At 63.5% G+C, this 11,316-nt stretch carries 12 protein-coding genes and 1 pseudogene; 7 read left to right on the plus strand and 6 right to left on the minus strand.

Annotated elements, in window-relative coordinates; translation table 11 throughout:
- Nucleotides 1-283: hypothetical protein (locus tag D0C15_RS33075; protein WP_211323415.1), on the plus strand; the 283-nt coding region annotated here is incomplete at its 5' end.
- A gap of 86 nt (nucleotides 284-369) precedes the next feature.
- Here D0C15_RS33075 and D0C15_RS33080 read toward each other — a convergent pair.
- Nucleotides 370-2,034 (minus strand): hypothetical protein, encoded by a 1,665-nt coding sequence (locus D0C15_RS33080; RefSeq protein WP_116051985.1) that lies wholly within the window; start codon nucleotides 2,032-2,034, stop codon nucleotides 370-372.
- A gap of 317 nt (nucleotides 2,035-2,351) precedes the next feature.
- Between D0C15_RS33080 and D0C15_RS33085 the strand changes: the two genes are divergently transcribed.
- Nucleotides 2,352-3,035 carry a hypothetical protein gene (locus D0C15_RS33085; RefSeq protein WP_162830373.1) on the plus strand — a complete coding sequence of 228 codons (684 nt, stop codon included), beginning with the start codon at nucleotides 2,352-2,354 and terminating at the stop codon, nucleotides 3,033-3,035.
- 81 nt (nucleotides 3,036-3,116) lie between these two features.
- On the plus strand, nucleotides 3,117-4,064 hold the full coding sequence (locus D0C15_RS33090) for an IS1595 family transposase (RefSeq protein WP_425455457.1): 948 nt from the start codon (nucleotides 3,117-3,119) through the stop codon (nucleotides 4,062-4,064).
- On the opposite strand, the gene D0C15_RS33095 is transcribed toward D0C15_RS33090, so the two are convergent.
- The 4 genes from D0C15_RS33095 to D0C15_RS33110 all read right to left on the minus strand — a co-directional run bounded on the left by D0C15_RS33095 (nucleotide 3,981) and on the right by D0C15_RS33110 (nucleotide 7,792).
- The gene (locus D0C15_RS33095; RefSeq protein WP_162830374.1) at nucleotides 3,981-5,201 is read right to left on the minus strand and encodes a metal-dependent hydrolase family protein; all 1,221 of its coding nucleotides are present in this window, start codon (nucleotides 5,199-5,201) and stop codon (nucleotides 3,981-3,983) included. The two genes, D0C15_RS33090 and D0C15_RS33095, sit on opposite strands and share 84 nt — an antisense overlap.
- A 316-nt stretch (nucleotides 5,202-5,517) precedes the next feature.
- Nucleotides 5,518-6,441 carry a zinc-binding dehydrogenase gene (locus D0C15_RS33100; protein ID WP_162830375.1) on the minus strand — a complete coding sequence of 308 codons (924 nt, stop codon included), beginning with the start codon at nucleotides 6,439-6,441 and terminating at the stop codon, nucleotides 5,518-5,520.
- On the minus strand, nucleotides 6,441-6,815 hold the full coding sequence (locus D0C15_RS33105) for a cupin domain-containing protein (protein WP_162830376.1): 375 nt from the start codon (nucleotides 6,813-6,815) through the stop codon (nucleotides 6,441-6,443). The genes D0C15_RS33100 and D0C15_RS33105 overlap by 1 nt, the downstream gene beginning before the upstream one ends.
- Nucleotides 6,812-7,792 carry a branched-chain amino acid transaminase gene (locus D0C15_RS33110; RefSeq protein ID WP_162830377.1) on the minus strand — a complete coding sequence of 327 codons (981 nt, stop codon included), beginning with the start codon at nucleotides 7,790-7,792 and terminating at the stop codon, nucleotides 6,812-6,814. The genes D0C15_RS33105 and D0C15_RS33110 overlap by 4 nt, the downstream gene beginning before the upstream one ends.
- Before the next feature lie 127 nt (nucleotides 7,793-7,919).
- On the opposite strand from D0C15_RS33110, the gene D0C15_RS33115 reads away from it, so the two are divergent.
- Nucleotides 7,920-8,852: a LysR family transcriptional regulator gene (locus D0C15_RS33115; RefSeq protein WP_116051992.1), complete on the plus strand. Its 933-nt coding sequence runs from the start codon at nucleotides 7,920-7,922 to the stop codon at nucleotides 8,850-8,852.
- A 1,067-nt stretch (nucleotides 8,853-9,919) separates the two neighbouring features.
- Nucleotides 9,920-9,998, plus strand: a pseudogene (locus D0C15_RS33125).
- An 86-nt stretch (nucleotides 9,999-10,084) separates the two neighbouring features.
- On the opposite strand, the gene D0C15_RS33130 reads toward D0C15_RS33125, so the two are convergent.
- Nucleotides 10,085-10,543, minus strand: a complete 459-nt coding sequence (locus tag D0C15_RS33130) for a hypothetical protein (protein ID WP_116051994.1) — start codon at nucleotides 10,541-10,543, stop codon at nucleotides 10,085-10,087.
- Here D0C15_RS33130 and D0C15_RS33135 point away from each other — a divergent pair.
- Both D0C15_RS33135 and D0C15_RS33140 read left to right on the plus strand, forming a co-directional pair.
- The gene (locus D0C15_RS33135) at nucleotides 10,536-11,018 is read left to right on the plus strand and encodes a hypothetical protein (protein ID WP_116051995.1); all 483 of its coding nucleotides are present in this window, start codon (nucleotides 10,536-10,538) and stop codon (nucleotides 11,016-11,018) included. The genes D0C15_RS33130 and D0C15_RS33135 overlap by 8 nt on opposite strands.
- Before the next feature lie 83 nt (nucleotides 11,019-11,101).
- Nucleotides 11,102-11,316, plus strand: a 215-nt coding sequence (locus D0C15_RS33140) for a hypothetical protein (protein WP_162830378.1), incomplete at its 3' end; no start/stop codon positions are given.

Raw genomic sequence — 11,316 nt, forward strand, 5'->3', positions numbered from 1 at the left:
ACTGACGCCTATCGTCACGGAGTTGAACGCGGTTTTGCGCCGGTGCGAAACCATCGAGCCCGGATCAACAAGTGCCCCCGACGTCGTCATGCTGCTGGCCACGTTGAGGTGGCCGCCGCTGCCGTCCTTGTTCGCGCCCACCGAGCGTCCGGACGAACCGGTCACCGCCGGGGCCAGTATCGCCGCGACCGGCCCTCAGAGTCTGGAAGAGCTGATCACGCTGGTTGTCGATCAGCTCTCCGGGCGCCCGGACTCGAACCGACCACCCGACGCCGAGGGATAAGCGATGTCGAGCCGGGCCAGCCGCGTCCGGGCGCGTGCCAAATAAGCCGATGCACGGAGCTGGCGCATGCTGTCGAACGGCACGCACTACCGCAGCTTGTTCAACAGCTCCTGCTGTTCATCTGGGTCTTCCCATCCAAGGTCGTAGTGCTCGGCAAGCTTACAGAGGAAGTCCGTCGCCATGCCCAAGATCTCGGCGAATGTCTCGGCGTGCCCCTTCTCATTCAGTCCGAAGAACGTGGCGAACCTGTCGTAGTTGCCCCCCTTGATGTGAGCCGCGCCGCTGCGCAACCCCTGTAGGTTGCGGTATAGGTCGAGCTTGGTCCCCTCGGGGTGAAACTTTTGGCTCGCCAAGTAGCGCTCGAACTTGGCGATGCTTCCCTCGCCTGACACCTTATCCAGGTGCTTATCTAGCTCCTTGCCATTGAGGGACTCGATCAGAACCTTAGTCAGCGAGATAACCAGATTGTCGAACGCCGCTTCGTTGCCGTCGCGAGGAATGTGCAGCGTAGTGAGATGGTGCCCCTCAGCCGCACTCAAAGGACGGAACAGGTGCCAGCCAAATTTCTCGTACCAATCACGCGCGAACGTTACGTAGCGCGAACGGAAGAAAAGATCAGGCGCGCTGGGCTCTACCCAGAAGCCAAGAAAACTACGCTCAAAGTTCGTCTGACTGATCGTTCCCTCTGGCGGAATGTTGAAGCTCCTCCAGTACAGCTGTTCCTTGTTCGGCAAATCGCCCAGATCGCCGAGGAAAACAGTCACATACTTGAAATGATTATTGTCAATCCGCACACTCCAGGCACCGCCACAAGACACGCCACTATCCGTGACCTCGTAGCGATCAGGTGAAGCGTAGTACTTCGCCAGAACATCCCTCTGGAAGAAGACGGGCGTCAGGTAATCGGGCGCACCTGGGTTAGCGCCAAAGCTATTGGACAACTTTCCCTTGTCACAGGTGAAGCTTACTTCGTCGCCGTCCGGGTCCATCCCGTAGATGAACTCCTCGTACTTGCGTCGACGCCGAAGCTGACTTCCCATGCCAGGGTTGCCTCGGATCACCTTCTTGCCACGCAGTAGACCGCAGGAACTCGCAGCATTGCGCAATGCGGCCGTTTCCCATTTTTCAACCAGGCCCTGGTAAGCAAGGTTGTCCGTCCGCTTGTTCCAGCGCATGTCGCCTGACAGCCCGAGATCATCCAAGCTGTCCGTCGAGAACCTTGCGTATTCGAACAAAATAACCAAGTACATGTCGCGGACGGTCAAGTACTCCCTGAGGTACTTCAACCGTACCTCTACTGTGTCCGCCTTGATGCGCGCGACAGGAATCTCGTCGCCAGCCTCGTCGTACTGGAAGAACTCGCCGGTCTTCTTATCCTCGTACAGTGCGTGAAAGAGGCGGAATTCCTCTGAAATCTCGCAGTACGAAGGCTTGGGGCCTTGGAAGTGTCGCCGAAGCACGAACGGCTCAACTGGCTCATCTCCGACTCGAACGAAGCGGTATGAGTCGTCCCCGCGACCCTCAAGGTGCGGACCACCGTCACCGGGCAAGAGGTCCCAGTCAGTGTCCGACAACGACTTGTCCAGGTGGTCAGGGCTCACCAGCGCGCAGAAGATCGTTTTCCGGCTGTCCTCGGCCTCGTCCTTGAACGAGTACAGCGTCACCCAATCCTCGGTGCCCAGCTGGTGCTCGGCGTAGCGACGGAGATCGTCAAACCTGAGCCACGCTGCACCCTGATTACTGGCGTTCATCTGCTTCTCTCGGCGGAACGTAGGAGGCGGCGATCAACTCGACAGCCGGCGCGCGACGCTGGTCCGTTCGATCCTGGTCACCCTGAAGCTCACGATGCTAGAAGGGTTCTTGCTCGACGTCGCGGCAATTCAGGTCGTGGCGCCTTCCTGCTGACTGTTACCAGGGCAGTCGCTCGTCACCATGAAACAGCCCGCGAGTTGGTCCGTCGTCAGGCAGCGCGGTCAGTCACAACATCGTGACCGCAGCTTCTTCGGGACGCCGTGGCCAACGGATAATCGGCTCGCCAACCCGGCAGCCGGCGCGCACGATGATGCTCGTGACCAGCGTCTCGATGCCCATGGACAAGGTGATCGCGCTCGGCGACGAGGTGGAAGCCGCCGCGTCGCTCCTGCGGCACGGGCTCTCGTTGCTGGCGTCCTACACCTTCGCGTCCCGCGACGCTGATGCCGTGTTCGTCTGCCTGGCGGGCGGCGCAGAGAAGCTGCTCAAGCTCAGTACGGGCCTGCACGCGTTGGACACCTCGGGGAGCTGGCCGTCGAAGGCCACGATGACGGGCATCGGCCACGACATCGTCAAGCTGCACGACCACGTGCGACTTCTCATCGTCCGGGGTGCGCCCACCGGCAGCACCGTTCCCGGCTACATCGCCGAGCTACTCGACAAGGTGGACAACGACCCGCACATCGGCAAGGTGCTGGAGACGCTCGGCACCTACGCGATCAAGGGTCGGTTCTACAACCTCGACCACCTGGCCGACGCTCCGCAGCCGGATGACTCCCCGAAGCAGTTGTGGGAGGCCCTGCACCAGGGACTGCTCAGACTTCATCCCAACTTGCTGATGCAACTAGCATCGGTCGACCAATCGCAAGCTGCGCGTGCAGAGCTCAACAAGCTCATCATCAGCTCGATCACGGGTTGGCGGGAGCTGATCACACGTGCTTGGCGCACGGGTGTGTTTGGCAGCCTTGCGAAGCAATGGGCACCGCAGCTATCTATCTAGCCTCCTATATCGAACACATGTTCTGCGTATCTGCTTGGCTGCAGCTATGCTGGTCAGGTGGGTGATCGAGGGGCTGGGCCGGTGGCTGGGGTGGACTATCCGGGGACGTATCAGGAATTGCTTTCGTGGTTTCCGGATAACCAGGCCTGTATCGACTACCTGGCGTCTTTGCGCTGGCCACAAGGGTTTTCGTGCCCGGCGTGTGGCGGCTCGGAGTGCTGGCGGACCCGGGCTGGGTTGTGGATGTGCCGCTCCTGCAACAGAAAGACGTCGGTCACGGCGGGCACGATCTTCGATCGGACACGCACCCCGCTGTCGACCTGGTTCGCCGCGATCTGGTTCGTCACCACGCAACGCAACGGGGTCTCCGCCCGCAATTTGCAGCAGATTCTGGGATTCGCCAGCTACGAGACCGCATGGGCATGGCTGCATAAAATCCGGCGTGCGATGGTACGCCCGGACCGGGACCGTCTCAGCGGCATCGTGGAGGTCGACGAGGCCTTCCTCGGTGGCGTCAACCACGACGTCTTCGGCGGCTACGGCGACAAGGTCCCCGTCTCGATCGCGGTGGAACGCCTCTCCGGCAACACCCTCGGCAGAATCCGGCTTCAGATGCTGGAACGGGCCGGCTACAACGACATCGTCGAGTTCGTCGAACGCTGCGTCGAACCAGGAAGCCTCCTGCGCACCGACGGCCACGGCGCCTACCTCCGCCTCCCGGCCCTGGGCTACGACCACCGCATCGTCGCCCTCACCGGCCGCAACCCCGCCTCCGCAGCCACCGAACTACCCGGAGTACACCGAATCGCGTCCCTGCTCAAACGCTGGCTCCTCGGCACCTATCACCTCGGCTACAGCCCCGCCCATCTCCCGTACTACCTCGACGAATTCACCTTCCGATTTAACCGACGAAAATCCCGACGACCAGGAATGCTGTTCTACCGACTACTCCAACAAGCCATCGCCACCGACCCCCACCCACTCCACGAACTCACCACCCACGAACCAGACAAAACCGACTTCACTTAAGCAGATACGCAGATCAGGTGTTCGATTCACGCGCCAGCCCGCAGGATTAGTCGAGTGTGCTGCGTCGGACCCCGAGGACGCCATAGCGCGCACGAGAACCCGGCCTTCAAACATCACCAGCCTCACGTCGTGGAGAGTCGTGATGTCTGTGTCCGGATCACCTCCCACCGCCAGCAGGTCGGCTCGTTTCCCCGGATCGAGGGTGCCGTGATCGGTGATGACGCCGAGCAGGGCCGCGGCGTTCACGGTGGCCGCCTGGAGCGCTTGCCGAGGTGTTGCTCCGGCACGGACCATGGCGATCAACTCGTCGGGCAGAGCTCCGTGCCGCTGTCCCGGCACTCCTGCGTCGCTGCCTGCGACGAGCGGCACCTTGTGCCGCAATGCCGTGCGGAATGCGATTCCATTGTGCTCCGCAAGTAGCGCGATCCTGCGACCGATGTCCGGGCGGATCGTACCCGCCCTCGCTTGACCAAGAACGGACTCCACGGCGGACAACGTTGGAACGAGATATACCTGCTCTCGGCGCATCCGATGGGCCGCGGTGGCGTCGAGACCGGTGCCGTGCTCGACGGATTGCACACCCGCGTCGAGGACGTTGTTGATCGATTCGAGCGAATGTGCGTGCGCCGCGACTGCACGCCCCGCCCGATGAGCTTCCTCGACGGCGGCGCGAAGCTCCGGCACACTCAGCTGAGGCGCCCCGAGGTCACCGTCCTCGCCGTCGAGCGCGCCACCGGACGCCATGATCTTGATGCAGTGGGCGCCAGATTTCAGCTCCTGCCGCACAGCGCGACGAACGGCGTCAGGGCCGTCCGCTTCGCGCCCGATGCAGTGGGCGTGGCCACCTGTCATGGTGATGGCACAGCCGGCAGCGAGAACTCGCGGCCCCGTGATGATGCCGCTGCCAATCGCGCTCGCTACGTCAATCGCGAGCCCCTGCGGGGAGCCAAGATCACGCACTACTGTAACCCCCGTTCGCAGGTTCGCCGCGGCATGGTTCGCCGCTCTCAAGATCGTGAGCGCTTTCGGTTCCTGGCGAACCTGCTCAATAGGATCGGGCGAGCCGTCCCAGGCCAAGTGAACGTGCGCGTCGAGCAGGCCCGGCAGGATCGTGACGTCGCCGAGATCGACCAGCACGCAGTCCGTGCGGACCGCCGAAGCGTCGAGCACGGCGTCGATGCGGCCGTTCCGCACGACGACGGCCATACCATTCGACGAGGTGAGCAGTTCCCTGCCGTCGAAAACGCGGGCGGCTCGATAAGCGGTTGTCATCTACCCCTCCTCGGTGTGCCGCAGGGGCTGATGGGGGTCTCGGCGTAAACGCTGAAGTTATACCATTCGACGAAATTCCCGGTTGTCGCGCCGACGATGGCTTTGCGGTTTTCCCGCGTCTGAACGGTCGTAGTGGGCGTCGTGTTTGTCATGTCTTCACCGTCTTCGATACATGGGTGAGTTACCTCATTCTGAGCACCGCTTTTCCCGCTATGAGGCGATCGGAGAGTGCGCACAGCACTTGGGGTAGCGCTTCGATGCCCAGCACCATGTCGATGTCGACCCGGAGGCTTCCGCGTGCGGCGAGATGCGCGAGTGTGGCGAGGTCTCGGGCGGGTGGGTGCGTGACAATGTCGTCAAGGAGGTAATAGCCGCGCAGGACCGCCTGTTTGGGGTAGAACCGCGCCACGGGCAGGGTGGCCGGAATTCGCGCGGAGTTCCCGAAGGAGACGACGAGCCCTTCTCGGGCGACGAGGTCCAGTGCGCTCTCCATCGAGGCACCGCCGACGGATTCGAGGACTACGTCGTAGTCGCGTGTCAGCAAACGCAAGTCCGTGACGACGCGGTGCGACCCGAGTTCCGTGAGCCCGGCTGCGCGGGCCTCGTCCCGGACAACGGCGGTGACCTCGGCACCGGCCTCAGCGGCCAGTTGCACAGCGAACCGGCCGACCCCACCCGCGGCACCGGTGACGAGGAGGTGGCGACCGGGAAGTTTGCCGGCGAGCCGCAGGACGCGCTGTGCCGTCAGGCCGGCGACTGGCAGAGCCGTCGCGATCTCGTCGTCGAGGTCGGCGGGCAGCGGCGCGAGGTGGTCTGCCGGCACCACGACCTGCTCCGCCCAGGCTCCACCGCCGCCGGCGATCCCGAATACGCGCTGCCCTGGTATAAAGCTCGTGCGGTCGTGGCAGCGGGAAGCCGCGACGGTACCGGCGAAGTCCCAGCCGGGGCGCCACCCAGGTTGAGCTCCCCGGAGCCGATGGAGCTCTCCGCGGTTGACCGAGATCGCCGAGACGTCGATGAGCACTTCATCGTCATCGGGAACCGGTGAATCCACCTCGATCAACCGGGTGAGTCCGTTGCCTGCGACAGCGACGACCGCCTTCATCAGCGGGCGGGCCACACTGGTGTCCGAGCGGCCGTGTCGGCGAGCGCGGCCCAGTCCTCGCGGACCGGGGAGTACACCTCGGCGACCACGGCGCCTTCGGAACCGACCTCGACTTCGTGTGGGACGTCGGCGAGGATCCTCCACGTCTCACCAGGGCCGCGTTCCCGGGTCTCCCCGTCCACGGTGAACCGAAGCGATCCCGTGATGACGAAACCGAGCTGCTCGTTGACGTGGTGATGAGCGGGCACCACGCTGTTCGGCGCAAGTTCGACAATCGCCATCGTGACCAGTTCACTCTGGACGACGCGGGCGACCACGCTGTCCCAGATCTCCTTGACAGGCATCGTGGGCAATTCGCTGAAGGTGTCACTCATGACTGCTCCTTTCGCTCGTAGACAGGTGTGGTCCATTCCTGGTGCCGAGGGTCATCCCTGCGCCCGATCGCACGGATCACACGGTTGAGGGTCAGCGTGACCTCACCGGGCTTGCCGTCGCCGATCACGCGCCCGTCCACTTCGACCACGGGGACCGCCACGGCGGCGGTACCGCACAACAGGATCTCGTCGCTCGTATATAGCTCCGAGCGGTGCACTCGGCGCTGCATCACCGGCCGGCCGGTGTCGTCGTAGAGCAGGCGCATCACCTGGTCTCGGGTGATGCCCTCGAGGATGTCGTCCGTGCCAGGTGGAGTGATCCACTGGTCGCCGATCCGCAGGACGACGTTCGAGGTCGTGGCCTCAGCGACATACCCATCCACGGTGAGCATGATCGCCTCGTCGAAGCCATGGCCAACCGCTTCGGTCTTGGCCAGCGCCGGACCCGTGTAGCTACCGGTGACCTTGGCGCGGTTGGGGGTGCTGACATCCGGCGCACGTCGCCAGGTGCTCACCAGGCAACGCACACCGTCGGGATTGATGTAGTCGCCGGGCATGGGTGTGACCGCGATGGACAGTCGCGTTTGAATGTCATGCATCCGGACGGGCAAGGCCATACCCGACTGCACGAGCAGGGGCCTGACGTACGCATCGGTGCGGACCTCGTTGTAACGCAGCAGTTCAGTGGTCGCCTGCACCAGGCGCTCGGGGGACATGGGCACGCGCAGGCCGAGAATCTTGGCCGAGCGGGCTAGTCGCTCGTAATGGGCGTGCACCTCGAGCAGATACAGCTGCTCATGATCGACATTCCACCACGCGCGAATGCCCTCGAAGGTGCCCGTGCCATATGCCAGCGCATGCGCATGCACGCTCACCCCAGCCTCCTCAGCCGGCACGATCTCGCCGTCGACGTACACCCAGTCGCAGGGAGCGGCAAACCCGCCCGAACTAGCGACCGGGGGATGCTCAGGCTTCACGGTGACCTCCTCGATTCGACGACGACGTGGTCGCGCTACCACCGCCGTTTCGGTTAAGCCACAATGTTTCAGGACTCCGCGTTTAGCACAATTGATACTTGCTTAAGTTAGAGTTTAGAATTACCTGATGCTGAACGTAGGTCGGTTGCAGGTACTGCACGTCGTCGCCAAGCTTGGGTCGCTGACAGCCGCGGCGTCAGAGCTGAACTACACGACCTCGTCGGTATCGCAGCAGATCTCCCTACTCGAGCGAGAGACCGAATCACGCCTGCTCGAGCGGCACCCGCGAGGAGTGAAACTCACCGAATCCGGCCGAGTACTAGCCGGCCACGCCGGTACGGTCCTCGCCGATCTACGCGCAGCGGAAGCGGCATTGACCGCCGTGAACCGGGGACAGGCAGGACGGCTCCGTTTCGGATCGTTCCCCACGGCCAACGCAGTCCTGATGCCGCAGGCGGTCGCCGCCTTCCAGGCATCCCATCCCCACGTCTCACTAGAACTGGCCGAACTGGACCGGGACGAGGGACTCGCTGCGGTCGGCAGCCACGACCTGGATCTCGCACTCGTCTACGAGTTCCCCGTCGTCCCGATCACCGTAGCCGAAGGGGTCGAGACGGTTCCCCTACTCGTCGATCCATTGCACATCATGCTCGCGCGCGATCACCCGCTAGCGAGCCGAGGTACGCTCTCGCTGACCGACCTGGCCGATCAGCGCTGGATCCAGGGAGTCCACCACGGATCCACGATGAACGTCCTCCCCCAGGCCTGCCACATGGCAGGGTTCGAGCCCGACATCCTGTTCCGCACCGACGATCAGGTGACAGTCCGGGGACTCGTCGCCGCTGGCATCGGCGTCGCCCTCGCGCCCTGGCTAGCCCTTTCCATGCTGCCCTCTGGAGTGATCGCTCGCCCCTTGGACGAACCAACACTGATCCGGACAGTCTTGGCCGCACTCCCAGTGACGGGACACCGCCTCCCAGCTGCCGAGGTCATGGTCGACACGCTGAGTACCATCAGCGAGGAACTCGGAACTGCACCAGCTATGCGACGCCGAGGCTGACGCCCACACAACCTCAGCAAACCAGGTCCGCTCCGACACTCCCATCTGACAAACCCTGTGATCCGGGTTCTGGGCGTTCCGCTCAGCGGCTATCGCGAGATGGAGCATCTGCGCTCGGAGTAGGCGGCGTAGGCGTCTCTCCCCAGTGCCGGCTGCTGCCAACCAGTCCCGCCCGATCGCGGAACGCAGAGCGGTCGCACTCTGGAGATCGACGCATCAAGGTCATCGGCGGCGAGCACCACCATCCCTTCCCCAGGTATCTGGCCTGGCCGATCGGCAACTGCTACTACCCCTCGTCGGAGTCGTTAGTCGTCATGTTCGGCGCGGCGTTGGACCGTCCCGCACTCGTAGAGCTGACTCAGCAGGATCTGTCGGGAGGTCCGCTGAGTTACGGCATCACGCTGGGGTTGGTGGGCACCCGAGCGTTAGCGGGAGCGATGCTTGTGGGTCGGACGCGCTTGAATCCAACCCAAGCGAACTTCTTAGGTGGTATCGGTATGCAGGCTGCGGGCGATTTCGTCATCGGGATCTCGCCGTGGTTGGGGACAAGCGGCGGGCGCCCGCCGAGAGAGTCGGTGTCGTGATGGGCGTCTTGGTTAGCGCGACCTGCCTGGCTGACGCCCTCGGCTCACTGGTTGGTGGACCGTTGCTGGACCTGTTGGGAGCCCGGTGGGTGTTCGTGATCGCAGCCAGCATCATGGGCCTGTGCTTGCTCGCAATGGTGCGTTTCGATCGGTCTGCGGCGCCGTCCACGTGACGAGTTCCTGCCGTCGCCGCAACAGCTATTTCTTCCACCAGGAAGTCGCTCCGTCGCCGTCCGGTAGTCCGATCTCCCGTCAAACCTCTGGACTGCCTGGATACCTGCGAGTTCGCCTGCGTCCAGACCTGCGCCCACACGATCCACAACTCTGGCGCACTGGACTCACCGTCCAGCCCCGATCTGTCGCCAGCTGGCCACCACGAGCACGCCTCAACCCGGCGATAGCCATCGACCCCAGAGGTTGTGCGAACTGGACGCGGTCGCCCCTGGAAAACGCCGAATGACGAGAACAGCCACGCAGATCCATGCCCACGTAGCTCAGCGGATAGAGCAGGAGCCTTCTAGTAAGCTCAGGGCCACGGGTTCAAATCCCGTCGAGGGCGCCAGGGCGTTTCTTGACACCACCATTCTCGATGTCAGCATTCCAACTCGCGGCGTGAATGACGCAGTATCGAGAAATATCACGCTGAAACTACTCCCATACGATGTTGATGAGGACGATGCTGCAGAGCAGTACGTGCGCGAGGCGCTGCGTAGATCGCAGCGGGGCAACTGGAAGGCTTTGATAGCCGAAGACCACGTGATGCTGACGTACCGTGCGCTGTGTCGCATCGAGGCGGGCGCGCCCTAAGCCCACATCCGTCACCGCGAGGCGACCAGGCAGGTTGAGATCGAACGGGATGCGGGCCTGATCAGCAACCAAGAGTTCGCCGAGGAGTATGGAGCCTTCGCGAGCTGGCGACAGCGTGCTTCCGTGTTCGATGGAATTCTGCGGCAGTACCGGGACATGGTCGTGGACCGAGTGCGCGACCTGCGCAGGGATCCGGTCGTAGAATGCCTGCGGAGCACGTTGCTGATTCTGGCGATGGCTGTGGACGCTCACGCCGGGGAGGAGTCGCTGGCCGACCGCGCTGTGGGCGAGGTTGAGCACGCTGCCGTGGCCGGTCTCGGCGGGTGGCGAGTTTCGTACTCTCGCCGACGCTGTGGCGGCCGAGCGAGCCCGGCGGGGACTTTCGCGCGTCAACAGCGAGGGGTTCATCGAGTTCGAGGGACTGCGCGTGTTCGGCGAGACCGTGGACGTCGCCGACCTGATGTCCACCGATCACTTCGATCCCTCGATCTCGCGGCCGAAGCTAGTCGAATTGTGGAAGCAACGAACTCCAGACCTGATCGACACCGCTGCAGCGAAGGTCACGGCGGACCGCCAGGTCGGCAGCTACGCCTCGCACCGTCTGCGGAAGGCCCTGCTGTTCCTGGAGAACCTTGGCGTGGTCGCCCGTGAAGCCGAGGAGACCAGTCCGCGGATCACCGTGATAGATCGGGCGCTGATGCTGTCCCCTTGGCCCTCTGCCGCACGGCGTCACGCTGATCGTCCGCCGTTCGGTGCGGTTGCAGTCGTCGGTTGAGGGCGAGGGTGATAGGTAGGCTTCGAACGTGCTGGCCCCGACGGGACCGCTTCGACGAACTTGGCGCTTGGAGGGGCCTACTCATGGGCGAGCTGGGTGTGATCCGGAGTTACGCCTACTGGTCGGATCGCCGTATCCGGGACATCGCGTCAGCAAACGGCATCGCCCTCAAACGGCGCGTGAGTTGGAAGGCCAAGACGGCGTCGATTCCTTTGATCGGCGGGCTCGAATTTGCTCAGGAGGCGCGCACGCTAGACCGTGCTGAAGTGGCGCGCCGAATCGAGACGGCGATCGGCGA

It is taken from the genome of Amycolatopsis palatopharyngis (assembly GCF_003385185.1).
Taxonomy (GTDB): domain Bacteria; phylum Actinomycetota; class Actinomycetes; order Mycobacteriales; family Pseudonocardiaceae; genus Amycolatopsis; species Amycolatopsis palatopharyngis.

Excerpts from the sequence above, each read along its gene's own strand:
- D0C15_RS33080 (WP_116051985.1), bottom strand. The coding sequence starts at position 2,034 with ATGAACGCCAGTAATCAGGGTGCAGCGTGGCTCAGGTTTGACGATCTC.
- D0C15_RS33100 (WP_162830375.1), bottom strand. The coding sequence starts at position 6,441 with ATGAAGGCGGTCGTCGCTGTCGCAGGCAACGGACTCACCCGGTTGATC.
- D0C15_RS33105 (WP_162830376.1), bottom strand. The coding sequence starts at position 6,815 with ATGAGTGACACCTTCAGCGAATTGCCCACGATGCCTGTCAAGGAGATC.
- D0C15_RS33115 (WP_116051992.1), top strand. The coding sequence starts at position 7,920 with ATGCTGAACGTAGGTCGGTTGCAGGTACTGCACGTCGTCGCCAAGCTT.